Origin of the sequence: Amycolatopsis sp. lyj-23, from assembly GCF_046549135.1 — a bacterium.
In the GTDB taxonomy this organism is placed as follows: Bacteria; Actinomycetota; Actinomycetes; order Mycobacteriales; family Pseudonocardiaceae; genus Amycolatopsis.
Genome location: NZ_JAJPWN010000034.1, coordinates 30,621 through 54,076, shown reverse-complemented (window position 1 = coordinate 54,076; position 23,456 = coordinate 30,621). Strand labels below are relative to the sequence as shown.

Here is a 23,456-nt window from a genome sequence, read left to right as displayed (position 1 = left end):
CGGTGTTCAGGTTTTTCTTGGTCGACGAACCAAATACCGGAGACCTCACCCATTTCGGCCGACGACACGCCCAGCACCGCCAACTCCAGCTCAACCCGCCGGAGACAACTTCGATACAGGCCCTAGTAGCCCGAGCGCCTTCGCTTCGTCCCGGGGGCTGCCAGGGCCCGGAGGCCGGAGGTGGTAAGCGGCGCCCTCCGCGGCGGCCTCGGCGGTCGTGAGCAGGAAAAAGGTGGGGCGATCCTGGCTGGCTGCAGACTCGGCCCAACCGGTGGCCCAGATCCGCAGGCTCTTCCACAGGTCAGTGGCCTTGTCAGTCATCTTGGTCCCCGGGGCGCGGTGCTTGAGCTGGTAGAGGCCCGGTCCCGCGTCCTCGTGGACCTCGATGTCGTCGCCCGCTTCGATGGCTACGGACCAGTCGGGACCGGCTCCTGTCTGTTCGACGCAGAAGTAGAGCGCCTTGCGAAGCTGATAGAGGTAGCCGACCGCCGAAGCCGATGCCTCGAACAAGTCGATCTGCTCACCCATCTCGAACCTCCCCGCCGCGTCGCCCGCCGATCACATGATCCGGCCGTCCCGCCGTTAACCGTCGCTAGGCACTCGCGTGTTACACGGCGTTATAGCAGCGATGCACGTGAGGATTGTGCGGACAGGAGTCCAGGACGTCCCCGCCCAGGTTCGTGGCCTGCAGGGTCACGGCTGACGAGGCAATCGGAGATCGTTGCCGCTGGCTGCTTGATCGCCGCGACGGCGCGTTCAGCGTCGATGTCGCGGCGCTGGTTCTCGGCCCTGACGCCTGGCCACCACCACTTACCCCGCCGGGGCCGTGCCTGACGACCCCGGCGACCAAGCCGCCCGCCCCCGCGCCCAGGCCCACCAGCACGGCCGTCACCACAGCCCTGGCGACCACGTCCCACCTTGCCCTTGAGCACATGAACATCGTGTGCCACTCGCGCACACATCGATCAACCACCGAACAAGCGAACATCGCTTCTGCCGCGAGTCGGTCGCCGGGCTGAGCCGAACGTCTAGTCATGCCGATGAGCGAACGGCCCGGTCTTGGCGCAGAAACCACGACCGCTCAAGACGGCCCAAAACGCTTTCCGACGGCACTGCGCGTGCGAGGTCGGGGCGGTCGTTAGCGAGCCAGCCCACCTAAGGTTCCTCCGTCGAACAGCTCCGGCAAAAGATTCCCCTGCCCGAGCGCAACTAGTAGCACTGCGATGAGCAGAATACCGAACAGGGCGATCAAACGAAGTGGCGGCGCCTTCCTCGCGATAGCCACAACGCCGGCAACCAGCAGCAGGGCGAACACCCCCACGACTACGATGACCTTGACTAGTTCCATAGAGCCCTTCCTCAGCGCGGCACGCCAAGGGCCGCTTCGGTTCCTTCTCGTTGCCGCAGTCTTCATACGGCGGCGGCATGCACGTCCTGGGAAGGGGGCCCGCCTTCCCTGACGTCCCGCCAGGTTAGGTCAGGAAGGTACCTGCTCTCTTCGACATGTGCACAGAGGGCCTCGCTACTCTCCGTCCACCAGATGACGATCGCAACCGACACGATTTACACGGAAAGCGCAGCGAAGCGACCCATAACTTCTTGAATGTCACGCAATGTTGCCGGTATCGCAGATATGAACCTGAAGGCGTTTCGATTGCGTAGTCCACAATGGTCGACCACTGGAGAAGTTACTTGAGTTCAGTCGTCAATTAACATACTAACGGTCGATTTTGTCAGCATATTTCGCCACCTCGCGACCATCCTGACAGGCCGCCGCTCGAGACAAGACGCACGCTCATGCCGCCGAGCGCGTTCATTTCGATCACGTCTGACGAGCGTGCTGAAGCTCGACGCCCTGCTGCCGTCAGTCGGGAGACATCACCAGCATGAACGTCCCCTGCGCGTGTGCATTCCCGGCTACCGGCACACTGGCAGCGGCGAAGAGCAGTTGTGCATCACGGTCGTTCGGTCAACAGCTGATCCATCACCTAGCACTGACGAGCTCCAGCGTCGAGGAAGGCAAACCCACAGCTGACGACGGGCCCTGCGGCCCCTGGCGCAGCGCTGCCGCGTCGGATTCGGAAGCCATCGCTGCGCGTGGTAGTCGCCGAGGGCGCACGCACCAGCTACTGAGACCGCCAAGCCTCGGCGGACGGTGTCACCCTCGTCGCGAGCATGCAGAGCAAAGGTGCCGATGGTGTCGCGGTAAGCGTGGACGACGACGTTGGCCATGGCCTCGTACACCGCCAGCAGCAGATCCTGCACCCGCCGACCCGGCAAGCCGATGCCGGCCGCCCAGCCGCCAGCTCCTCACGGAGCCCGCCCAGCTGTCCCGGCTCGGCGGGAACGACCCGGCGCAGCAGGTCGGGTACGACGGCGGCGTGGTCGGTGGTGCCGTTCATCGCGGTCAACCCGCCGCCAGCGCAGCATCGAGCGTCGGGTACACATCCAGCAGCTTTAGGCAGTGATGCATCCACCGGCCCAGCAGGATCTGCTCGAGAACGTCGCTGCCACCGGCGACAAAGGACTCGTGGCCACGCTGCTGCGCGGGCGCCGTACCGGCCAAGCGCCCATTCCGTAGGGACATTTAGTCGACGAGGCGAACCCACGCCCGCGCGTGCGTCTCCTTCGAGTCCGCCACCACGGCGCGGAACGTCCCGGCGTCGATACCGGGGTCCTGCCGCACGACTGACGTGTAGATCTGCTCGGACACGACCAGTACCACGGTTGCCGACGAATGAGCCAAGGCGTCCTTAACCGTCGCCGCGTCGAGCAACCGGTAGGTCAGGATCAGGTCCTGGCCGACCCGCCCCGGCCCGTCGTAGTAGACCTCACCCGCGTTGACGGCCATGCGCAGCCGAATCCGCGGCCGGCGCGTGCACCGCGTTGTGCCGCCGCACCGCGGCAGCCAACCGGGTCGGCAGGATGTCCACGAGCGCCACCTTGGGCACCTCCGCGGGGAAGAGCAGCAACAGGCCGTCACCTGAATCGCTCACGTCCGCCGGGTCCCACGGCACCCGCGCCTCCGCGCACGCGGTCGCCATTGCGTCGTAGATGCCGGCCCGCGCGGCCATGCGGTGGTAGGACGTCCTCGCGGGGTTGCCGTAGCTTTCCACATCCACGGCGACGATCGCCCGATGCACCGATGTGCGGGGTACCGCTGCCCGTGGTTCCTGACCGGACAGCGCTCCGTGCACGGCCATGTCCGCCTCATCGGCATCCTCCGGCCGCTCGACCGCCGTGACGCCGTGACGCCGGCTCAAGTGGCGGCGCACGACCTCCCGCACGTACTCCGTCTCACTGCGCCGGCCGAAGCCCAGCAGCTCACCACGCAGCCCGGTAATGGTGAACTGGAAGTTCACCATCCCGGCCGGTGCCGCCTCCCGCGGTTCGATGAGGGGGCTCGCCAGGAGCTCAGCCAACGCCGCCTGACTCGTCCTGGGCAGCAGGCGCTCGCCGACCTGGGTCATCAGCTGGAGCTCCAACGGGACGGCCGCAAGGTACACCGCCAGCCGGAAGGCGTCGGGAGAACTGTTGGTGCGGAAGGCCGACACCAGTTCCGCGGGCGACAGCGCCGGCGGCTCCACCGAGTCCTGCGGCCGGTCGGGGACAAGGATCGCGCCGGTGTCGGTCCAGGCCGACGGACGCCCGGTCAGGTCTCCCCACCGACGCAGGCCGACCAGGTCGAGCTCGCTGAAGCAGACCGGCATCGCGCCCGCCAGATCGTCGTAGGCACCGAGCGGGTCGGCACGCGGCCGCCACTGCAGCACGTGGTTGGCCGTGCCGGGCCTATTCGCCCGCAACCGCAGCCGGTGCACGGCCAGTCCGCCGCGGCCGGCCACGGACCACGGCACGAGGCTGATGAGGACGACCGGGTGCGCCGCGCCCCACCGTCGCAACGGCGACCACATACGCCCGGACTTCCACATCGGGTGGGCACAGTCGGTCAGCACCAGGACGACCCGTTGCCGGTACGCGTCGACGACCGCACCCGCTCCCATGCCCGCACGGCCGGAGTCCCGGATGACCGGACCGTGTCCGTCCACCCCGAGCTTGCGCACCACGACGTTGCGGAACACCCCGCTCGCCCGCAGGGACCTTTCCACTCCCCGGACCACGGACGACCACAACCGCATGGACGGACTGCCGTCCACGACCAGCACGGCGTCCCACGGCTTGCGCGGCACCGCCGGACGAGCCAGCAACGGCTCGACGCAGAACGCCGGCGGCGGCGCGGTGCGGGTCCGGCCGCGCAAGGCACGCAGCACGTCGCGGAACGCCTCCGGGGTCGGCGCGGTGGCCTGGTGGCCGGGGCGGGCACGAGGCAGCGTCGTCGTCATGGAGCACTGCTCGCGGTCATAGCTGCTCTCGGGCGGCAGGTCCGCGCCAGATAAGGCTTAGCACCTCGGCACGCTGTCCGGGGTCGGACATCATCTCCTCGCTCACCGAGAAGAGGTGGATCGCATGCAGGAGCTGCTCCACGTCCGGAGCGCCGTCGTCGGCCCGGTGCTCCACGAACAGGTGGACCAGCTCGTCGACGAACGGGTGTTGCTGCTCGGGGAAGTGGGCGTCCACGATGATCCGGAGCTCCTCCAGGGTGGGCGGGAGCAGGGAGACCTCCACACACCGGCGGCGGAAGGACGAGGGAAGGTCCCGGTCGCCGTTGCTGGTGATGATCACCAGCGGGAACGCGTCGCACGTCACGATGCCGTTCTCCACCGATGCCCGGACCCCGGGATCCGCCGTGAACACGACAGCCTCCGGCTGGCCGTCGCGCACCAGCTCGGGGATCTCGAAGCAACCGTCCTCCACGAGCGTCAGCAAGTGGCAGGTGAAGTCGAAGTCGGTCTGGTCGATCCCGTCGAGCAGCAGCACTCTCGGCCGCCGATAGCCGAGGAAGGCCGTGCCCACCGGACCCAACCGGACGAACTCGCCGACCGAGCCGTTCAGCCCGGTCCGGCTCGCGTTGGCGTGGCCGACCAGGTCGTACTCATAGAGACCGGACCGCAGCGTGTCGGTCGGGGTCAGTGACCAGCGGAGCACCCGGCCCAGCCCCAGCTCGCTGGCGATGGCGTACGCGATGGCTGACTTCCCCGTGCCAGGAGCGCCGGTCACGAGGAGCGGGCGGGCCAGCGCGATGGCAACGTTGATCCCGTTGAGCAACCCGCGATCGCGGTAGCCCGCGAACGTCCGGCAGCCGAACCGCCGCTGGGTCTCGACGTTGTCGAAATCGGGTGCCTCCCGCCGCGTCGTGCCCCGCGTGTGCCGCGCGGGTGGCGCCTCCGGCCACCGCGAGTCCCACTTCCCCGCCGGGGCGGTGTGTCCGGTTCCGCGGTAGATCCACCACTTCGGGAAGGTCGATGAGTAGCCCTCCAGGCTGTCCACCTGGCCGGGTCTCTCGTCTGGCATCGAGGTCACGCTCCCTCCAGATGCCTTGGCGCGTACAGGAATTCCGGCATTCGGTTCGGATCGTCCCACAGGATGGCCAACGTCCGGCCCGCGTAGGGCTGCCGGTCGGCGGCGATGAGTGCGTCGCGCTTCAGCCGCGCCACTCGGTCCGGCAGTTCAGTCGGCTCACCCTCGACGAGGTAGCTGACGGCGTCGCGAAAACCAGGTGCCGCACAGTCCTCACGGTCCCAGATGATGACCGGCAGACCCGCGCGAAACGCCGCAGCGGCCTCCCGCCACGCGGTGCCACCCCGGGCACCCGGCGGTTCGCTCAGCACGAGCGACACAGTGTCGCTGTGCAGGAGTTCGAATGCCAGCCGCTCGGTCTCGTAGCCGTCCGCGACGGCGTGGCTCCAGTAGGGACGTACCGGCGCGTTCCGGTTGACGAGCGCCTGCCAACGCCGTCGCCACGCGTCGTGGTAGCGCGGGGCCGCACGCATCCGGTCCAGGCTGCGGAGCACGACGGGGTAATCGATCCCCAGTGGAACTGCGGTCGAGTCCCGGCGCCAGGACTCGACCGGCGTGTTGAGCATCTCCCAAGGCAGGATGAACTCGAGGACGATCGAACTGTCCTCAGCGTCCGTCTCGCCGACGGCGAGCGTGGTTTCGAGGGCCCCGATGGCGTCGTCGACCTCCGACTCCAGATCGGCCATCAGCACCGGCGTGCCGCCACGACGTTGGCTGTACCCGGACCGGTCGCCCCAGTGGCGCCAGTGCGACAGCATGACCCTGCTGTCGTCGAACGGGTCGGGGTCGAACTCGAACACGAGGCGGACGGTGGTCGGGCGGTCGGCATCGGGTGGCCTCAGCTGTGCGGACGCCTGCCGCAGCGCCTCGGCCGTGCCCGTCCGCTCGGCCCAGCGCTGGTTCCACCCGGTCAATTCCGCGGCAATCTCGCGGTTCGCAAGGAAGTCGGCGATCTGGGCCACGAACACCATGGCCGGCGGCGGGCCGCCTGCCGGGGCGTTGAAGTCGGTCAGATAGAGGAACGTTGTCCGGGCAGAGCGGCAGCGCGGCGGCAGTTCGTCAACCCTGTTGCTGGTCGCCTCTCGGAACAAGCCGCGTAACGCGCGCTGCTCCTCCACCTCCGTATCCGCGAGCTTGACGCGTTGCAGCAGCGCGAGGACATGGCCCAGGTCGGGCACCCGCGCGGCGGCGGTGAGCTCGTCCCGCAGGGCCAGCAGTTCCGTCAACGCTGGAGTGTCCGGCTCCAGCTCGCCGACGACTCGCATGAGGGCGGTGAGCCGGTACGGCTGCTCGAGGCAGAAGCGAGCTAGATCAAGATTTCTGCTACCGTACTCGTTGGGACCTCCGAGCACGTCCATCATCCAAGCCACCAGCGACTGCCTGTCGGATCCGCCTCGAAGCATCTCGATCCGCGCGAGGAGCTCCGCGAGCCGGTCCGCCATCCGGGCCTGCGCATCGTTTCCCTCGAATGTAGCGTCCATCCAGGCGGTACCCCTCGACTCAGCTCGTCCGATCGGCGACCGAGACACATACTCGCACGCGGCGCGCCACCGGCTCAATGGCACTACAGACTTTTCCCATTGGGTCGGTGACCCGCATTCTCCGCGCTAATCATGTGACTGATGCACTGGTAGATTTCTTCCAGCTTGATGGCGCCTTCACCATCCAGGGGCCACGCCTCATCACCTCCGCTGAAAGCGGCCATATTAGGCCTGCCGGAGAGGTACCCAAGTCTCCAGCACGAGACAGCCGTGACGCGGATCCTCAAGACCACCCCAGTCACACCGCCACTGGAGGAGCAAATGATCACGCAACGAGACCCGTCTCCCGGCGACCCCGACGGATCGTTGGGCATGCAAACGATTCTCACAGGAAGGCGGCCGTCGAGGTGACCGGCCGCCGGTGTGGCACGCGCTCATGTCAACGAGCAGCCGTCGACTGCGCCGTGGCCGACGGTCAGAACAGCCTCATGAGGCGTCCAACCTGTTCGGGGTGCTGGCCCAGCTTCTCCAACAGACGTTCGTTGGCTTCCTCGCCCCACAGCTTGGCGACCAGCTGACGATACTCGGAAATTCGTGGTAACTTGCCGTCCAATCTAAACAGGACAGCGAGAGGTCGACGTGCCCACCAGCGTCTCAGCCATTCAGCAGGTTGGGTCAGCAAGGAGGCACCATATGAGGTTACGGCAAGGGGAGCAGCGCCGGCCTTGACACCCGCCTGCGCAAGATTGAGCATTTCGGTGACGCTGATGATCTCGCTGCGAGGCCCACTGACCTCCACGAGCAAAGCCTGGTAGGTTCGGAGCAATTTCCGGCGCCTTGCAAGCGAATCGGCTTCACTGAGCTTGGCACGGAAGTCACGAAAGTGATCGCGGTACGAACGGAACTCCTTCCGTACCAACATAAGACACTCCGGCACGTCTGCCAGACTCTCGGCGCGATGCAGCACCAGCGCACTCGCCGCCGGAACAGCCAATGTGGCATGCAAGGTCCACTCTGAAATCATATCCTCCTGTCCGACCCGTTGCCCAAACGCGTCGGACACCTTCTCATACAGCTGTACAGGCAATGAGCGATACACCTCGCGGAGCCCTGCAGCCGCGAACGGCACCCGGTCGTAATCGGGGAAGTAGTCCAGGCCATTTGCGGCGGCGACGGCCAGATAGGCCTGGGAGCGCCGCATCCGCTGCTCGGTGCTGTTGTGGACACTGGGATATTGGATAATCTGCCGCAACTGGCGCTGAAGGTCGTCCAGTCCGGCCGAGAAGTCGAAGGGCGGTACCGCCCCGGTGTCATCCACTTCACCGTGCCTGCGTAGGTCTCGATCAGCAACGGGGTAGCCCTGACCCGGGAACCATTGCGGCTGCAGCCCCTCGCCGAGCGCATCTGGCAGCCGCATCAGAACTCGACGCAGGTCGGCCCGAGAGAGCACCGGCTCGAACTCCCGGAGCACACCTCCATCCGCCAGACGATCAGTGATCGGCGAGTCTGGCAAGGGATCAATGGAGGAGAAAACCTGCAGCTCATCAAGTATGACGCACGCGTCGATCAGGGAGCAGAGGTCGAAGAACGACGCCAGCGTCAGCTCCTCGCTCCCGGACAACGCTTCAGCGCTTCCGTTCACCAACGTCTTCGTAACCAGTGCTCCGTGTACCATGATATCTTCTTCATCCTCCCAGATTGCCGCGCCTGTACACCACCTTAGCGAGAGGTTGAACGTGTCGCTTAAGCAAACCGAGGTAGTCGTCGGGGGGATAGTAATTCCAGTGGTCGAACTGGACAGCAAGGACGTCGAGACGTTCCTCAGTGACGCGCGCAGAGCACGGGACGCCGACCAAGTGGGGCTGGTCCGACAAATTCCCATAGAGCGGGATTACGACGATGGAAGGATATTTTCTGCCCACCTGGAGAAAGTGGTGGATTCTGTCGGCGATTGCGCCGCGGTTCCTTTCGCTGCCGTCGACGGCACGGTGAAATTCGAAGTACTGCCAATCAACGCGCGGCGGCCTTCTCTGCTTGGCGTACAGGTTTTTCCGGCCCTGCTTGGCAAACCGGAGATCATCCGCTACGTGGCGTCGTACGCCAACGAGATCCCACCCGACGACGCGATCGTCGTCTCCAGGCCGGTTCGCACCGATTACCGCGAATTCGCTGACTTACTTCGGTCAGGGGAGTCCGCGAAACAAGTGATCGCACGCCTGACCGGCCCTGGCAACCGGCGACCAGTGTTCGTTTACGGCATTGGTGTCATACTGGCAACAGGTCATCAGAACGGCTGCATGGCGGGCGACGCACATGAAGGAAACTTCATGCCGGGCCCCGAAGGCCGGACCGTCATGATCGACCATGAGGTGTGGTTCAGGTTCGGACCCGGCACATCCGCCCAATGCGCCACCGACCTGGCCCCGCTTCTCCCCACCTTCTCATCGGCGGACTGGAGCGCATTCCGGCTCGGCTACCTGACTACCTGGCCCGACGGCGGACGAGTCATCGACCTTATCGAGTTCGGCGACACTACGGGCTGGCTGAACGCCCTGCACGCGAAAGACTTCGCGCGAGCGGTGGTCGCACTAGACCGCGCACTGGACCTCTGCCCTACCACCGACGAATCAGCACGGATGGTGCTGCTCGCCAACCGTGCGTACGCCCGTAGCCGGAACAACCAGTCCGCCAGCGAAGACATTGACGCCGCGATGAATATTTCGGTTCGAATAGCACCGGGATTCTTGCCGCTCCTCGTCCTGCATGCGTCCGTTGCCAACTCCCTTGCGAACCAACATTTCGAGGCCACACGACTCGCGATGACTCTGATGACAGAGCAGTGGCCGCCGATCATCGTCGAATCGGCACGGCGGGTAGCCCTCCATGCATTATCCGGCCAGCCTATCACAGACATGGATTTGCCATTTATTGGCCGTCGCGGGAACGATCTCGTGGTCGTGCCAACAACCAACTGGCACCTAGGACGAGACTCTTGAGAGCTACCAGCCCCTCGAACTACTCACATGCCGCAGACCGAGCACCCACCCGCACGCGCTCTCAGGCCAGTGACAGCGGGCCCCTGTCACGAACCTTGACACCGTGAAAGACCCACATACATCCCTACCACTGGACGTGAGGACCAGGTCAGTCGCTCTTACTCGGGCGACCGCCGCCGGCGCCTTGGCCCGGCCGAGCCGCTGCCCACTGCTCGATTTCGCTCCGACGGCCAGGTGACCAACCGGGTGTCCGGCCGATGATCACGTCCGGCTCCGGGAACGGGTGCGATTCCGCGTAGCGGGACCGCCAGTTCGCCACAGCGCGGTGACTGACGTCGAACCAGGTCCCGATCTCCACCATGTCGGCGTAGCGGAAGGTCGCGCCGGCCGGTGCGGCCGGGCCGTCCATGAGTTGCCGCTTGACGTCTCCCACGCCGAGAAGCTAGCAGGAACGAGCAGGTCATCGCGGTATTCGAAATCGTGGCGCGTCGGTCAGAGCCGCCTGAGGAAGTCGAGCGCCTTCAGCCCGCTGCTCAGACCGTCCACCTCTTCCAGGAACCGGGCTCGACGGCTGCATGCCTCCTCAGCCCAGTGCGGGTGGGCGAGGACATCTCCGGCGTAGAAGAAGACCTTCGAGCCGAGACTCCAGATGAGGCTGTTGACGGCGGCCGCCGCGATGGCGAGTTCGTCGACGTCGGCGCCGAACCATGACATGTCGGCCAGGTTTAGGCCACGGCTTCGGACGACGCAGGCGGCAGCACGGAAGAGCCCACCGGTACCCACGGCGACGTCGCAGAACGACTGCCCGGGCTTGAGGTCGTCGAGCGCGACCGCGGTCAGCGCGCACGCGATGTCGCCGGGGGTGTACATCTGCGCGTTGACCTTCGTGGCTGTCCGTGACCGCAATGCGCCGAGAACCGGGCCGAGCACGTCGCAATCGAAGCGACGCTCGGTGGCCGTCAGCTTGAGTTGGCCGATACGCAGCGCAGCGTCGGCGGTCGCCTTGATCCGCCGTTCCTGGTCGTTCGCCGCGAAGAGCCAGCCAAGCAGCGGGTACACCGACTGCGCGAGATCCGGGCGACGGCTGAGGGTCACGGCCCACACGCTGCGGGCAATATCGACGAAACCGTCCGGCGCGGCCGAGAGCATCCCCGCGGCCACGTCGTCTGCCCGACCGACGAGTAGGCCGGCCGCCGCAATGGTCGCCACGATTCCCAGCGGCACCTCCGACTGATCAGCGCCACCACCCCGGTGCCACGCGGAAGCGACCTCGACGGCGAGGGTCAGCGCGTGGGCCTCGGCGTTGATCGGAGTGTTCGCCGATCCCTGATCAGCACGATGCTTGCGGTCGTTCATCTCCAGCCTCCTCAAACATTGTTGACTTAGTACTCGACGTTTGCTTACCGTAAACCAAGAGAACTAAGTACACAAGGTTTGAAAGGGGCTGCAGACCGATGAACGTCCCGGAACCACCCAGCTGGTCACCTCCACCACCGCGGCAGCTGCCCGCCCTGCGCGAGCACCTGGCCGCCCAGCTCCTGACCCCGCCCGCACACCTGTTCACGACAGAGGCGCTGCGCCGCCAGCGCGGGACGCTGCGTCCCGTGGTAAGGCCGGACCTCGGCGCGCGGCTCCTCCTGGACGACGAGCACCAGCGGCTCAGCCAGGCCCAGCTGTTCTACGTGACCCCTGACATCACCCGCCTGATTCGCCAGGCCGCACCGAGTCTCGAAGACCACTGGGACATCCAGCCACAGGACATCCCGGCGCCGACAGGTTTCATGCTGTTCGCCGAGCCGCTGGCCGAGTACGTCCGCGAGGACGGCAAGCGCATCGACATCGTCGCCGTGTCCTGGGGCGGAACCGAGCTGCTCATTTCCGATACCGGCGGGCTCTGGGTGACCTTCTGGAGTGTCACCGACTTCGCCGCGATCAAGCGACTGGCCCGGTCGGTAGGAGCGAGCGCAGCCGAGGCCGAGGTGACGGCCCGCGAGCAGAACGCCGAGCTCACCTGGGACAACGAGATCTACATGCCGTGGCGCGCAACGTCCGCCTCACTGGAGCCAGACCCGACTGGCCGGGAAATTCAGCCTGGCAAGATCGCCGCCTCCGAAACGACGATCGGGTGGTTGCAGACGATCCACGCCGCTTGGATCTTCTGCACGCCGAACACGCTGACGGAAACCGCCGAAGAGCACCTCCCTCGGACTCAGCGCGTCCGTGCCGAACGAGCAGGCTACAGCGCCGCGCCGGTCAGGGTGGTCTCGGTGAGCCGCAAGACCTCGTCGCGATCGGCTCATCGTGATGACCCGTCGGGGCGGACCGTCAGTGTGCGGTTCCCGGTCGCGCCGTTCATCCGTCGCCAGGCCTACGGCCCGGGACGCACGCTGCGCCGGTTGACGCCGGTCGCCGGGCACTGGCGCGGGCCGGTCGACGCGCCGGTCCGCATCACCAAGAAGGTGAACCTCGTCGACACGCCACCGAAACGCACCACCAGATAGCGTCAGCCCGCCGGATGCGGGGGCAGCCAGCTGCCCTCGATGCGCAAGTCCGCACGAGCGGCCTCAACGAACGCCGAGATGGCGTGATCCAGCCGACGGCGGACGACTTCGTCTTCAGGCCGAAGCCGCTCGTCGACGTTGCCGCCGAAACCCGGCCGGCTGGACGCCTGGACCGTCTGGGCGGTATCGGCAACAGCGCGGGCCGCGGTCAGCAGCCGCTCCAGCGACGCATTGATCTCTTCGTCGCAGAAGAAGGCCACCTGCATGACCACGTCTTCCAGGCAGGACAGCACAGGCGAGGGATCGACCGCGTCCCGGCCCCGCCAGACCGGCAGCTGGCAGAGCCGGTGTGCGGCGTAGTAGATCGCGGGAAACAGCTGGCTTTTGCGTTGCAGGACGACGTAGCGGTCAGCGCCGTCGTCGCGGACCAGGTCCACGTACTCAGGGGAGGTCGTAGCCGAGGTTGCTCGCAACGTCGTCGACGAAGTCCTCGCCCGCGACGGCAGGGTCGTTGTCCTGGACGTCCCAGGCGGCATCGGCGATCGCGTCGCCGCCTTCTGTGAACGCGGTCGCGACGATGTCGACCAGTTCGCGGGCGTGCGGGGTGTCCAGGTCGAATCGCTGGGCCGCGGAGGCCGCGGCCTGGTCGAGTTCGTCGTCGGAGTACTCGTACATGGGCTCCTCCGGTGGCAGAGTCGAGTTCGGACGAACGAGTCACGTCCTCATCGCACCGGGTTGATTCACCGCCAGCACGAGCCGGACTTCGGCACCGCGCCAGGCGCCGCGGTCGGTAGCCGCAGCCGGGTGGTAGTGCCACCTCGGATGGTTCGAACACGCCAGCGAGCGCCGGCAGTCACACGCCTCCGTCCGCCACCAGCCGGCGTGCAGGATCCGGAAGCGGACATCCTGGGCTCCCGGGACCGGGCGGACGTCGAGTGCAGCCCGGACGCGGCGGACGACTTCGGCGATCGTCGAACCGTGCACGAGGAAATGGCCGTGGGCTTCCAGGTGGTCGGCGACCCACTCGACGGCCTCGACCTCCGGCGCCTCGTCTTCAAGTCTCATCGCCCACCACCACCGGGTCGCTCTGCTCTTGTCGAAGACACGCGCCGGCCGCAACGGGGCAGATTCAGTCGCTGTCGAGCGCCTCGGCCGCGATTCGTTGTTCGAGCGGCAGGGTGGTCATCCACGTGTCGAAGTCCTGAAGCATGGAGAGCCGGCTACCGCGAGCGGGTTGGACGCGGGCGTGCTGGCCGGTGACCAGCTCGAGGTCGAGCCCGCCCTTGGAAACCTGCGCCGCCACGACATGCAGGGCACGCCGGCGCACGATCGAGAGGTCGAATACCGGGAGACCGCCGTGGGTGCCGGCGGAAGCCACGAGCGGACGAATCCAGATCACCATGGACTCGTCACGGTCCCGGCGAGCGTGCCGGGCGAGCGCGGCCAGGAACACCTCTTGCTCGTCCTCGGTCACGACGAGTTCGGCGCCCGGCAGATCGTTGCCCGTGTCCTGCCGGTGGCCGGTGAGCAGCTCGGTCATGCTAGTCCACAGCTGGTCGGCGGTCAGATCGCTCATGCGGCGACGACCTCCTCGATCGGCTTTCCGGCGATGGTGGTGATGCCTTTGGCCTGCAGCATCGCTTGGATCTCAGCGCGTTGCGTCGTGTTGCTGCAGTGGATGCGGCTCGGCCCCTCCGGACCGAGCAAATCGATGCCGTCCGCGAACATCACCTCGTTGCTCGGGTTGGCGAACATGGCGATCTCGAACGGGTCCTTGGTCGACTTGGCACCGTACTCGTCGAGCTTCGCCGGATTGACCACACCGAAAGTGTCGCCGTCGGCGCCGTAGTAGTCGGCACGAGTGAACAGCCGGTCCGGTTGGTCCCAGATCAGCTTCAGGCCGCAATCCAGGGACGATGTCGCGTGGACACGCAGGAACACCGAGCTTGCACCACCGGTGAGCTTGTCGGCTCCTTCGCTCTTGCCCACACCCACGTGAGTGCCCATCGTTGTTCGGCGCTCGGTGGACGCCAGGACGCCGGTGGCCAGCATCGCCTTCAAGCCGGTGACCGAAGTCGAGTGGACCAATGACCGGCCGGCCACTGCGCTGCTGAGCTTGCCTGCGGCGTTGCCGACGTCGAACCGGGTCCAGGTGAGCCAGCCGGCCGAACGCCGGGGCGCCGGGTCGTAGCCGGCACTGGCTGCGAGTGCGTGCCCGTCGTCGAAACCGGTGACCTTGGCGACGGCGTCGCGCAGGACCCGCACCTTCGCCGGGAGTGCGCGGGTGTGGGCCTCGAGCTGGATGTTTCTGGCGAAATCGGCCAGCTGCGGGCCGGTCATGCCGACCGCTTCGTGGGCACGCTCGTGGAAGATCTCCTGCCGGACCATCTCCTCGAGGTGCTGGCCGGTGGCATGCGCGGCGACGACCTCGGCACGTCCGTCCAGGCTCTGGGCGGTGACGTTGGCTGTGAGGTAGGTGTACTCGCCTTCGTCACGGGTCATCGGCCGGTTGGCCAGGTTGAGCCGCCCGAGCCGCGCGACAAGCTCAGGGCCATGTCCCTCCCCCGCAGGCGCGATGACCTCAAGACGCCCACGTAGCGAGTACTCGGTCGTCGCGGGGTCGTTGACGCTGTAGGGGCGGTAGACGGCCTGGTAGCCGTCGCCGAGGTCGATGGCGTACTCCTTGCCCAGGACGTTGGTCGCGCGGGCGCCGTCCCAGCTGGCCTGTCCGGTGTCGAGGTCCAGCTCCGGCTTGATCCGGGTCGCGTCGCGGAGCACGGCGACCGCCCCGTCGGCCCCGTCGGGTGGTGACGCGGGAACCATGACGGTGACCAGCTCGGTGCCTTGGTGCAGGAACGGCGTGACCTGAGCGACCGGTGTGCCGGTGGCGACGGCGTGCTGCACGGCCTGGAGCTGGGCGGCGTAGTGATCGAGCATGGCTTTCTCGACCGGCGAGGCCGCGTCGCCGTGGCCTTGAATGGCGGCTTCCGCGGCATCAATCTTCTGCACGGTCGTCGCCGGCGGCCCCTGTTCGGCGGTGAGGGTGCCGTTGGCGATGTGGTGGTTGACGCTCTTGGCGGCGGTGATGATCTTCTCGGCCAGGTTGTGTTGCTCGTCGACGGGCAGCCGGCCGGTGACCTGCTGCTCGACCTGCGTCGGCACCATCCCGGGGCTGATGTTGAGTGCGTCGAGCAGCTTTGCTTCGGCGTCTTCGTCGACGCGGGCGTGCAGCACGGTACGGGGACCGTTCGTGCTGTGGTAGCTGACCAGCGTGGCGGTTGAGGCGTTCAGATCGGCGCCCCCGACGAGCACGGGCTCGCCGTAGGCGTGTCCGACATCCGGAGTCAGCGGGATCGGGGTGACCGGCTGTTGCCCCGGTTCAGTGGCGATCGGCTCGTCGACGAATACCGCCGGCTGTTCGTCGACTTCGACGGGGTCGCTCCCGCCGGCCGGGGCGATCGCGTACGGGGTATGGGTGGTTTTGGCGTTGGTGCCCATCACGTCTTGCCGAGGTGCGCCAGCGCGGTGGCGGTAGAAATCTTCAGGTCCTCCGAGAAGAACTTCACGAAGTCGCGCCGCAGAGTCTTCTTGCGCTCGACGGCGTAGTCCAGAAAGGACTCGGCGATCTGGCCGGAGGTTACGGCGGACTCCGCGATGCCGTTCGCCTTCGCGGCGCGAGCACGCATCGGCGCGACCCAGGTCAGCTTCTGCGCGGCGCCGGCGTGGGCGACGGTGTGGAGCATGGCGCGCCATTCGGCGTCGGGCACGGACTCGAGCCGGCGGATGACCGAGTGCGCCGCCGCCGGGTTGACCTGCACGCCTTTACCTAGCTTGCCGGCGAGGTGAGCGTCGTAGACCTGGTGGTAGACGGCCGTGGTGCTGGGACGGTAGCCCAGCTTGAGCTTGTCGCGGCCGAAGTTCTTGAACGACTGGCCCTGGTCGATGGGCACGAGCCCGCCGGCACTCGTGCGCAGGACGTTGCCCTGGTGGGGATCGTGGTTGCCCAGTGCCCAGCTGGTGACGTGCAGCCGGACGATCTCGTCGACGTCGGCTTGCGACCAGCTCGCCGCGGTACCCGCGATCGGTTTGGCCCCGGTGAGCAGGGGCTGCACGCTGACGGGCTTGCCATCGACTTTGGTCGCGTAGACCGGGACGACGGGAAGGCCGGCGCGGGCGGCGAGCCGGGAAGCCGCGGCCTCGGTCTGGGTGATGGCGCGCGCGTGCGGGGTTCCTTCCCGCTTGGCCATCCACGTCGTGCCGTCCGGTCCGGTGTGGAGGGTCTTCGGATGGGTCCCGCCGAGATTCGCCGGTGTGCCCGCCCCGAAGTCCCAGGCCGCAACGACAGCCGGATCCAAGGCCTTGGGTATGACGGCGTGGGCAGCCGAAGCCTGCTGCAGAGCGGCGACGAGCTGAGCATGCTGCATCCCGAACCGGCTGAGACGCTTCGGCGGGTCCTGGGACGCTTTCGGGACCGGAGCCGGCTTCGCGGGAGCTTTGAGCGTGCCCTTGACGGCCCTGACCGTCGCGGTTGAGGCATTCAGGTGGCCCTGCAGCAGCTTCCCGAGCGTCGACTTGGTCGCCGCTGCTGCCTCGGCCGACGTCACGATGCCGGCACCGGCGACGAACTTCCGCAGGTCACCGACCTTCTGGCCGTCGGCCCAGGCAAGCACCTTCGCTTGGCCGGCGTGCAGAACCGCCTCGTTCAGCGGAGCCGGATCGAAGGTGTCCCATGCCGTGGCGGCGGCGTGCACTTCGGCGATCGCCCGCAGCTGCGGCACCAGCGCACCGGCGGTCCCCTGGTCGACCGGGCCGGCATCGAGGGTGGCGGTGGCCTCGGCGGCGCATGTGGCGGAGTGCGCCAGCATCGCCGACCGCTCGGCGACGACGCCGACGATCTCCTGACGCTCGGCCTCCGGTGTGGAGGCGCGCAGCAGCTGCAGGACTTGGTGGGCATCGAGGGTCTGCAGCTGCGGATCGGCGATGTGCCCGTCGTGCTTCCCGGTCGTCACCGCGGCACTGAGCTGCAGCGGGGTGACGGCTCCCAGGAGCTCGTCGACGTGGTGACGGGCCGCCGCGGTCGCGACGCCGAAGTCCTGAGCCGGGTCGACGCTCTGCGCGGTGGCGATCCGGTTTTCCCAGTGCACCAACGCGGCGACCAGCTCGGGTTCAGCGGCGGCGCCTTGCTTGGCGCACGCGGCCGCGGCAGCGTCGAAGTCGCCCTGCACCTCGGCGAGGTCGGCTTCGGTTGCCGCCCACCCCTCGAATCCCTCAGGCAACGCCGAGGCGGTCGCCGGGAGATCCCACTCGGCGAGCGTTTTGCCGTTGATCGTCTGGCCGGCGCAGAGGGCGTCGTGGCGGGCCTGCGCGAGGGCCTGGATCTTCTTCTTGACTTCGGCATCGGCGGGGACGGAGGGATTCAGCCACACGGACAGGGGATGCGGGTCCTGCCCGCCGATCCCGACCAGCTCCGGATGCTCGAAACCCGACGCGGTCGCGATCTCGGCGAGTTGCCCGGGCTCGAGGTTTGCCAGGTACTCGGCGCTGAGTGCCTGGAGCTGCTCCTGGTAGGGCCCGGCGGCGGTGTCGGAGAGCTGGCTCCCGGCGGCGAGCGCCGTGCCGACCGCGGCGGAGAACACGCCATAGCCCTCGACCGGATCGCCGGGCAGGTCGATCGCCGGCGGTCCGAACGCGTCGTCGGGGTCGATGCCGCCCGCGACGATGCCGGCGATGAACTGCAGGCCGGCCTCGGCTGCGTCCGCGGGCTCCTCAGTATTCGCGCAGACGGCGGCGAGGTGCTCGGCGAAGGCACCGGCGGGCGCGACGGTGTAGGCGGCGTGGCTGGCTTTGGCGTTGGTCCCCATCGGCGGTCCCGGCTCAGTTCGCCGACCCGAGGACGTCGTCGACCTGCGCCCTCACCACGTCCCCGAGGGTTCCTTCGGCCGGCTCCACCCGCACGGCCGGAGAGACCGGCGTCTCGGCCCAGAACGCCATCCGGTCGGCCAGCGTCGCCGGGTCGGAGCCGGCAAGTCGTTCACGCCAGATCCGTCCGGCAACGGGTTCCCGCGGGACCCATTCGACGAAGCTTTCCGGCTTCTCCGCATCGAGGCCCACGACGCCGACGACCGCGACCGCGACGCCGTGTTCGGACGACCAGCCCAGCAGAACCCAGACGTGCCGGGACATCAGGTACCTCCCCGGGTGGCGGCGGTGCCGTGGGGAAGCAGAGAGGCCATGAACCGGACGGAGCGGGCGAATGCGTCGGGAATGCGGGCGTGGACGTCCTGGCGACCGTCAGCGGTCATCACGGCGCCGTGCAGGGCGTACTGCGCCGGGTTCTGGCTGATCACGACGAGCCTGTCGCCGAACAGGTCGAGCGCGGTCTCGATGCGATCCCGCCGCGACAGGCCGGTCAGGATCACCGCTACGTCCGGCGGGAGGTTCTCGGCCAGCCAGGACAAGCCGGGCAGCGCCCAGGTCTGCCAGTTGGTGTTCTCCCGCACGGTCTGGACGTTGACCGCGACAGCGGCCGGCTCGGTGTCGACGACCCAGTCGGCCTCGCGGCGCAGGTCTTCGAGGCGGTACCAGTACAGGTTCGGCACGGTCGGGATCCCGGCCGCGGCGAACTCGGCGGCGATGATCAGCGAGCGGCGCATGTTGATCAGGTGCTCGGCGCGCGGCCAGTTGCCGTAGATCGAGTAGTTCGGCGCCAGCACCAGCCCGAAGTGCAGTTCGGCGATCCGGTTGAGCAGGTCATCGCGGTGCCGCGCCGTCCAGAACGCTTCGACGAGCGGGTCCTCGCCGTATCCGCTGAGGACGGTGAGCGCCGTGTCCGGTACCTCGAGTACGTCGGCGGCGGTCCGGCCGTCGCACCAGCGCGGGTAGAGCGCGTGGGTGCGAGGAGAAAACACCCGCCGCAGCCCGACCGCGTACGCCGGCCAGCGGACCACCTCGTCGAGTTCGGCGACGCTGGAGCCGTCGACCTGCGGGATGAACGCCGGCAGCGACCCCGGCAGCGGGCTGGTGACGGTCAGATCGTCGAACTCCAGGGTGCCGCCGACGTCGCGCATCCAGGCGTCGATGTCGGTGCGGGAGCCGCACCGGATCGGGCACGCTCGGCAGTCGGAGCGGGCGCAGCCACAGTAGGCGCAGTCGGAGTTGCAGCCGGAGCACAACGGCGCGATGCCGACTGCAGGCTCGGCGTCGACGTACCACGGGCAGCGCCTGCAGTCGCAGCGCGCGGCCGGCGCTGAGGGCATACCGAGGAAGGTGTTCACGCCGCTTCTCCCTTGTGGAGGACGTCGCCGAGCTGATCGAGCAGCAGCGCCAGGGAGCCGCGGTCGTGTTCCCGCAGCTCGGTGCCTTGGACCAACTCGAGCAGCAGCTGGCGGAGGGCGGCGAGAGCGCGCTCGACGAGCCGGGCGTCGACCGCGGCGACCTGCGCCTCGGGCTTGGCGCGGAGCTTGTCGGCTCGAGCGGCATCGGCTTGCTCCTGGACGCGTTCTGCCTCGACCAGAGCTTGCTCTGCGCTCAGTTCCCCGTTGGCAACGGCGGCGAGCGCGGAAGGCAGCAGCCGGGTCTGGCCGGTGTTCTTCACGGCAGCCCAGATGTCCTGGGCGGCTTGCTCCCGTCCGCGGCGCAGCTCGATGAATCGGATGCGGGTGTGCAGTGACACCTTCGCCTCGTCCATCTCCTCGGCGACCTCTCGAGGCATCTCGGCGAACGCCCGGACCAGCTCGCGGGCCTTGCGCGGGCTCAGCTGCAGGCCGAGCCGGTTCAGGACTTCGGCCCAGGGCGCGGCACACTGCTTGTCGCTGCCGCGGATGCGTTCCATCGCGGTGAAGCGGGCGATCGGGTCATCGATCGCGTAGACCTCGGCCGGGACGGCGTGGCCGCCGGCCAGCAGCTTGCCCAGCAGGACGGCGCAGCGGTCGAGGACCAAGGCGGCGGCGAGCTCGCCCGGCCGCAGGCTTTCCCGCGCGAGGTTCTCGACCAGCTGCCAGATCCGGCGTTCCTCATCCGACAGGGGCCCTGGGCAGACCACGGCGGGCAGCGCGGCGAAGTGCGGATTGTCCGGCCGGTTGACTGCGCCCCACCGGCACGCGCGCAGCCGCCGCTCCCCCGCGGCCAGTTTCATCGCCGGATGCGATCCGTCGCCCGGGTCGATCTCCTCCACCAGCACCGGCTGCAACACTCCGACGCTGGCGATCGAGGAGATCAGATCCGCGAGGTCGGCCGGCGTGGTGGCGTCGCCGGGGAGCCGGCCCTGCAGCTCGGTGAACGGCGTGCCTTCGCCACGCAGCGGGAGCAGCGCGAACCGGCGTTGCCGCAGCCGCGGTGACAGCCCGAACTGCGCCACGACCTCGGTCATGACAGCCTGCCGAACACGGTCACCCACCGCGGGTCGCCGAGCAACGGCATGGCCACGGGCTCCACCGGGCCGTGCGCCACGAGCCGGGGCAAGGTCGTCGCGATCATGTCGACCCTCCCGGCGGCCGTGCTCACGAGGGGCATGGCCTGGACGTGGGCGCGCAGGTCGGCGAGCCGGCGCTCGAGCGCGGGCTGCTCGGCGCCGGAAAGGACGATCAGCACTCGCGGGAACCGGGGGTACCGCTCCCGCCAGACCGGCTTCCGGCCCGATCCGGCTGGGGCGTGGTCGTGGTAGCGGATGTAGCCGACCAGCTTGCGCGCCAGCCGAGCCACTGGCATCGTCGCGCGGTCCAACTCGACGAACAGTGTCCGCTGCGAGCGCCGTCCGGCCTCCTCGAGGACGTAGTGCAGGACTGCGTCGGCGATCACGACCCCGCGCCGGTCTCCCGCGCGGTCACGGAACTGGTGGGCGACCTCCGGCGTCCAGGACAAGGGACCGCACTCGTCCCCGCCCTCCCGAGCCTTCTCGACGAAGGCGAGGCCGGTCTCGACGACGTCGAGGGTGTGCTCCTGCAGCAGATGCGCGACCACGGAGCCCGGCAGCCGGTAAGCGCGGGCGTCCACTGTCCCGGCCGCCTCGACGACCTCGGCGCCGGCCGGGGTCACATGCCAGGTACGGGGCCGGTGCTCCCGGGCGATCCGGTCAGCCAGCCCGGCGCTGCGCAGACCAGCTAGCTTCGCGCGCACGGTGACCGGGGACAGCTCCGGGGCCACCAGGCGCCGTACCTGCTCGGTGGACACCAGCCGGTGCCAGTAGAGAACGGTCAGGGCCTCACGCTGGAAGACGTCCACGGTCACTCCACGCTCGAGGTCAGATCGATCGCCGCGCCGCTGCCCCGGGTTGGCGGACGTCCACGGCGCGGCTGAAGGGTCGGCCGTGCGGCCTGCACGGCGGTGAGGATCCGGTCGTCCAAGTCCTCGAGCTCGTCGAGGACCTCGCCGATCGGGCGGCGGGCGAGGTTGGCGTCGAGGGCCTGGTCGACGTCGGCGTTCCACTCGGGGTGGAAGTGCTCGGCGAACTCGTCGTCGACGTGCAGCCCGCGGATCTTGAACGGGGTCGTGCGCTGCCCGCCGAGGGTAACGGTGACGACGTGGTGGAACTGCTCCAGCTCGGTGACCGTCGCCGGTTGAACCAAGCCGCCGAACTCCCGGGCGACCGTGCGGGCGCCGTCGATCGCTGCGGCTGAGGTCATCAGCAGCGACTGGTTCTGCAGCAGCGCCCTGCGGGTCTCCGCGGCGAGCCGGTCGGGCATCTGGTTCATCGCGTGCAGCGCGACCCGGTACTTGCGCAGTTGCTCGAGGATCGCCGCGAGGTAGCCGCGGGAGGCGCCGTCGACCGCGGCGAGCTCGTCGACGAAGGCGTCGCACCTGCGTCGCTGCTCGACCGGGGTGTCGGCGCGGGAGCGGCCGGCGCGGAACAGGTCGTAGATCATGAACGAGGTGATCAGCTTGTTCGTCTCGCCGGTGCCGGTGGTGCAGACGAACACGATCCGACCGGTGTCCATGGCCCGCCGCACGTCGTAGGTCGTCACCGACGAGCCGAGGAACGCGGAAAGCGTCGGGCTGGTCCGGAGGCGGTTGATGATGTTGGTGATGACCGTGGTCGCGTCCGGGGCCAGCTTCGGGAACGAGTCGGTCCAGTACCGGCGCACGGACGGCTTCAGCGCTGGCAGGATCGACTCCCGCCAGGTCTCGTCGTCCAGCAGGGTGGGGATCTGGAAGATCGTCGGCGCACAGTCTGCTGGGAGCCGCATCGCGAGGTAGCAGAGCGCCTCGCAAGCCTTGGTGAGGATCGACTTCGCCCGCGGCGCCGCGTCACCCCAGCCCAGCGCCGCGGCAAACGACGTCACAACCGCGTCGACGCGGTCCTCGATGTCGGACTCGGTGAAGCCCTGCATGCTCAGCGGATTCCAGCCGGGCAAGCGCTTGCCCCGGCCGCGCACGTCGAGATTGACCTCCCACAGCCGCGCCCGAAGCTCCGGGTCCGAGAGGTAGGGTTTGGCGCGCTTCCAGCCGTCGGCGTGCGGGTCGAGGAACCAGACCCCGCCGCCGAGCCGGGCGATTTCGATGGCTTGGGCCAGTGCTTCTTCAGTCTTCCCGAAGCCGGCCTTGCCAAAGCGCGCGGAGAACAGGAGCTCGCGTAGGGGCACGCCAACCAGTCGCTCGTCGCCGTTGACGTCGGTGACGTAGCCGAGCCGCACCAGACCTGTCCCCGGCCGGTAGGTCGGGACTTCCCGTAGCGCCGGAAGCACCCAGCCTCGGCTGCGAGCGATCGCCGGCGACTGGCAACGGCCTGACGGCGGCTTCAGCAGGCCGGCGATTTCGCTGGTCGTCACCAGCGAGCCCGGCCGTGGCTTCGTGAGGCCGGTCCGGAAGCGGCGGTCGAACAACCGGCGCACCCCCGTGGTGTCCGCGCCGAAGTGCCAGCCGACGACCCGCGGGCCGCGGACCCTCCAGTAGTTCTCACCTCGGAAGATGTCGAACGCCCCGATGACGCTGCGCAGGTGCGCCTGCGCCCGGCCCGGGATTTCCGAAACACAGCGAACCAGTACCTGGATGGCGAAAACCGGCTCATCGGCCACGAACTTGTTCTTCACTCGTTGAGGCGAAGCTGTCACTTTCCGGGAACGCCCGCC

The 23,456-nt window shown here is 68.1% G+C and carries 23 protein-coding genes and 1 pseudogene; 2 read left to right on the top strand and 22 right to left on the bottom strand.

Annotated elements, in window-relative coordinates; all coding sequences use genetic code 11:
- Window positions 1-90: 90 nt before the first annotated feature.
- The 9 genes and pseudogenes from ACLJPY_RS49185 to ACLJPY_RS49145 form a co-directional block, all read right to left on the bottom strand.
- Complete coding sequence (locus ACLJPY_RS49185) at window positions 91-528, bottom strand: hypothetical protein (RefSeq protein WP_410597920.1); 438 nt, start codon at window positions 526-528, stop codon at window positions 91-93.
- 610 nt (window positions 529-1,138) lie between these two features.
- The gene (locus ACLJPY_RS49180) at window positions 1,139-1,348 is read right to left on the bottom strand and encodes a hypothetical protein (RefSeq protein WP_410597919.1); all 210 of its coding nucleotides are present in this window, start codon (window positions 1,346-1,348) and stop codon (window positions 1,139-1,141) included.
- A 569-nt stretch (window positions 1,349-1,917) separates the two neighbouring features.
- A pseudogene (locus ACLJPY_RS49175) lies at window positions 1,918-2,289 on the bottom strand (ATP-binding protein); the annotation flags it as partial.
- A 118-nt stretch (window positions 2,290-2,407) separates the two neighbouring features.
- A complete protein-coding gene (locus ACLJPY_RS49170; RefSeq protein WP_410597918.1) occupies window positions 2,408-2,566 on the bottom strand; it encodes a hypothetical protein in 159 nt (52 codons plus the stop codon).
- Between the two features lie 21 nt (window positions 2,567-2,587).
- Window positions 2,588-2,851 (bottom strand): hypothetical protein, encoded by a 264-nt coding sequence (locus tag ACLJPY_RS49165; protein ID WP_410597917.1) that lies wholly within the window; start codon window positions 2,849-2,851, stop codon window positions 2,588-2,590.
- The gene (locus ACLJPY_RS49160; protein WP_410597916.1) at window positions 2,832-4,340 is read right to left on the bottom strand and encodes an SAV_2336 N-terminal domain-related protein; all 1,509 of its coding nucleotides are present in this window, start codon (window positions 4,338-4,340) and stop codon (window positions 2,832-2,834) included. The genes ACLJPY_RS49165 and ACLJPY_RS49160 overlap by 20 nt, the downstream gene beginning before the upstream one ends.
- A 16-nt stretch (window positions 4,341-4,356) precedes the next feature.
- Entirely contained in the window at window positions 4,357-5,409 is a 1,053-nt protein-coding gene (locus ACLJPY_RS49155) for an AAA family ATPase (protein ID WP_410597915.1), read from the bottom strand.
- A 5-nt stretch (window positions 5,410-5,414) separates the two neighbouring features.
- Window positions 5,415-6,896, bottom strand: coding sequence for an effector-associated domain 2-containing protein (locus ACLJPY_RS49150; protein WP_410597914.1), 1,482 nt, complete (start codon window positions 6,894-6,896; stop codon window positions 5,415-5,417).
- A gap of 475 nt (window positions 6,897-7,371) precedes the next feature.
- Window positions 7,372-8,538: a hypothetical protein gene (locus ACLJPY_RS49145; protein WP_410597913.1), complete on the bottom strand. Its 1,167-nt coding sequence runs from the start codon at window positions 8,536-8,538 to the stop codon at window positions 7,372-7,374.
- A gap of 142 nt (window positions 8,539-8,680) precedes the next feature.
- Here ACLJPY_RS49145 and ACLJPY_RS49140 point away from each other — a divergent pair, with 142 nt between their 5' ends.
- Window positions 8,681-9,892, top strand: a complete 1,212-nt coding sequence (locus ACLJPY_RS49140; protein WP_410597912.1) for a hypothetical protein — start codon at window positions 8,681-8,683, stop codon at window positions 9,890-9,892.
- Between the two features lie 148 nt (window positions 9,893-10,040).
- Here the strand turns inward: ACLJPY_RS49140 and ACLJPY_RS49135 are convergent, their stop codons facing one another.
- A complete protein-coding gene (locus ACLJPY_RS49135; protein WP_410597911.1) occupies window positions 10,041-10,325 on the bottom strand; it encodes a hypothetical protein in 285 nt (94 codons plus the stop codon).
- Window positions 10,326-10,384: 59 nt separating this feature from the next.
- Complete coding sequence (locus ACLJPY_RS49130) at window positions 10,385-11,248, bottom strand: N-6 DNA methylase (RefSeq protein WP_410597910.1); 864 nt, start codon at window positions 11,246-11,248, stop codon at window positions 10,385-10,387.
- Window positions 11,249-11,346: 98 nt separating this feature from the next.
- On the opposite strand from ACLJPY_RS49130, the gene ACLJPY_RS49125 reads away from it, so the two are divergent.
- Window positions 11,347-12,393 (top strand): hypothetical protein, encoded by a 1,047-nt coding sequence (locus tag ACLJPY_RS49125; protein ID WP_410597909.1) that lies wholly within the window; start codon window positions 11,347-11,349, stop codon window positions 12,391-12,393.
- 2 nt (window positions 12,394-12,395) lie between these two features.
- Here the strand turns inward: ACLJPY_RS49125 and ACLJPY_RS49120 are convergent, their stop codons facing one another.
- The 11 genes from ACLJPY_RS49120 to ACLJPY_RS49070 all read right to left on the bottom strand — a co-directional run bounded on the left by ACLJPY_RS49120 (window position 12,396) and on the right by ACLJPY_RS49070 (window position 23,417).
- Window positions 12,396-12,830 (bottom strand): hypothetical protein, encoded by a 435-nt coding sequence (locus tag ACLJPY_RS49120; protein WP_410597908.1) that lies wholly within the window; start codon window positions 12,828-12,830, stop codon window positions 12,396-12,398.
- Between the two features lie 4 nt (window positions 12,831-12,834).
- On the bottom strand, window positions 12,835-13,068 hold the full coding sequence (locus ACLJPY_RS49115) for a hypothetical protein (protein WP_410597907.1): 234 nt from the start codon (window positions 13,066-13,068) through the stop codon (window positions 12,835-12,837).
- 39 nt (window positions 13,069-13,107) lie between these two features.
- On the bottom strand, window positions 13,108-13,458 hold the full coding sequence (locus ACLJPY_RS49110) for a hypothetical protein (RefSeq protein ID WP_410597906.1): 351 nt from the start codon (window positions 13,456-13,458) through the stop codon (window positions 13,108-13,110).
- 64 nt (window positions 13,459-13,522) lie between these two features.
- Window positions 13,523-13,969, bottom strand: a complete 447-nt coding sequence (locus ACLJPY_RS49105) for a hypothetical protein (RefSeq protein ID WP_410597905.1) — start codon at window positions 13,967-13,969, stop codon at window positions 13,523-13,525.
- A complete protein-coding gene (locus ACLJPY_RS49100; protein ID WP_410597904.1) occupies window positions 13,966-15,891 on the bottom strand; it encodes a hypothetical protein in 1,926 nt (641 codons plus the stop codon). Before ACLJPY_RS49100 ends, ACLJPY_RS49105 begins: the two co-directional genes overlap by 4 nt.
- Window positions 15,891-18,254 (bottom strand): hypothetical protein, encoded by a 2,364-nt coding sequence (locus ACLJPY_RS49095; protein WP_410597903.1) that lies wholly within the window; start codon window positions 18,252-18,254, stop codon window positions 15,891-15,893. The genes ACLJPY_RS49100 and ACLJPY_RS49095 overlap by 1 nt, the downstream gene beginning before the upstream one ends.
- A gap of 13 nt (window positions 18,255-18,267) precedes the next feature.
- Window positions 18,268-18,576 carry a hypothetical protein gene (locus ACLJPY_RS49090; RefSeq protein WP_410597902.1) on the bottom strand — a complete coding sequence of 103 codons (309 nt, stop codon included), beginning with the start codon at window positions 18,574-18,576 and terminating at the stop codon, window positions 18,268-18,270.
- A complete protein-coding gene (locus ACLJPY_RS49085; RefSeq protein ID WP_410597901.1) occupies window positions 18,576-19,667 on the bottom strand; it encodes a hypothetical protein in 1,092 nt (363 codons plus the stop codon). The genes ACLJPY_RS49090 and ACLJPY_RS49085 overlap by 1 nt, the downstream gene beginning before the upstream one ends.
- A complete protein-coding gene (locus tag ACLJPY_RS49080) occupies window positions 19,664-20,761 on the bottom strand; it encodes a ParB/RepB/Spo0J family partition protein (protein ID WP_410597900.1) in 1,098 nt (365 codons plus the stop codon). Before ACLJPY_RS49080 ends, ACLJPY_RS49085 begins: the two co-directional genes overlap by 4 nt.
- Entirely contained in the window at window positions 20,758-21,612 is an 855-nt protein-coding gene (locus ACLJPY_RS49075) for a replication-relaxation family protein (protein WP_410597899.1), read from the bottom strand. The genes ACLJPY_RS49080 and ACLJPY_RS49075 overlap by 4 nt, the downstream gene beginning before the upstream one ends.
- 2 nt (window positions 21,613-21,614) lie before the next feature.
- Window positions 21,615-23,417: an ATP-binding protein gene (locus ACLJPY_RS49070; protein WP_410597898.1), complete on the bottom strand. Its 1,803-nt coding sequence runs from the start codon at window positions 23,415-23,417 to the stop codon at window positions 21,615-21,617.
- Between the last annotated feature and the right edge of the window lie 39 nt (window positions 23,418-23,456).

Excerpts from the sequence above, each read along its gene's own strand:
- ACLJPY_RS49095 (WP_410597903.1), bottom strand. The coding sequence starts at position 18,254 with ATGGGGACCAACGCCAAAGCCAGCCACGCCGCCTACACCGTCGCGCCC.
- ACLJPY_RS49130 (WP_410597910.1), bottom strand. The coding sequence starts at position 11,248 with ATGAACGACCGCAAGCATCGTGCTGATCAGGGATCGGCGAACACTCCG.
- ACLJPY_RS49125 (WP_410597909.1), top strand. The coding sequence starts at position 11,347 with ATGAACGTCCCGGAACCACCCAGCTGGTCACCTCCACCACCGCGGCAG.
- ACLJPY_RS49185 (WP_410597920.1), bottom strand. The coding sequence starts at position 528 with ATGGGTGAGCAGATCGACTTGTTCGAGGCATCGGCTTCGGCGGTCGGC.
- ACLJPY_RS49115 (WP_410597907.1), bottom strand. The coding sequence starts at position 13,068 with ATGTACGAGTACTCCGACGACGAACTCGACCAGGCCGCGGCCTCCGCG.
- ACLJPY_RS49155 (WP_410597915.1), bottom strand. The coding sequence starts at position 5,409 with ATGCCAGACGAGAGACCCGGCCAGGTGGACAGCCTGGAGGGCTACTCA.
- ACLJPY_RS49105 (WP_410597905.1), bottom strand. The coding sequence starts at position 13,969 with ATGAGCGATCTGACCGCCGACCAGCTGTGGACTAGCATGACCGAGCTG.
- ACLJPY_RS49110 (WP_410597906.1), bottom strand. The coding sequence starts at position 13,458 with ATGAGACTTGAAGACGAGGCGCCGGAGGTCGAGGCCGTCGAGTGGGTC.
- ACLJPY_RS49160 (WP_410597916.1), bottom strand. The coding sequence starts at position 4,340 with ATGACGACGACGCTGCCTCGTGCCCGCCCCGGCCACCAGGCCACCGCG.
- ACLJPY_RS49150 (WP_410597914.1), bottom strand. The coding sequence starts at position 6,896 with ATGGACGCTACATTCGAGGGAAACGATGCGCAGGCCCGGATGGCGGAC.
- ACLJPY_RS49165 (WP_410597917.1), bottom strand. The coding sequence starts at position 2,851 with ATGGCCGTCAACGCGGGTGAGGTCTACTACGACGGGCCGGGGCGGGTC.
- ACLJPY_RS49180 (WP_410597919.1), bottom strand. The coding sequence starts at position 1,348 with ATGGAACTAGTCAAGGTCATCGTAGTCGTGGGGGTGTTCGCCCTGCTG.
- ACLJPY_RS49080 (WP_410597900.1), bottom strand. The coding sequence starts at position 20,761 with ATGACCGAGGTCGTGGCGCAGTTCGGGCTGTCACCGCGGCTGCGGCAA.
- ACLJPY_RS49090 (WP_410597902.1), bottom strand. The coding sequence starts at position 18,576 with ATGTCCCGGCACGTCTGGGTTCTGCTGGGCTGGTCGTCCGAACACGGC.
- ACLJPY_RS49100 (WP_410597904.1), bottom strand. The coding sequence starts at position 15,891 with ATGGGCACCAACGCCAAAACCACCCATACCCCGTACGCGATCGCCCCG.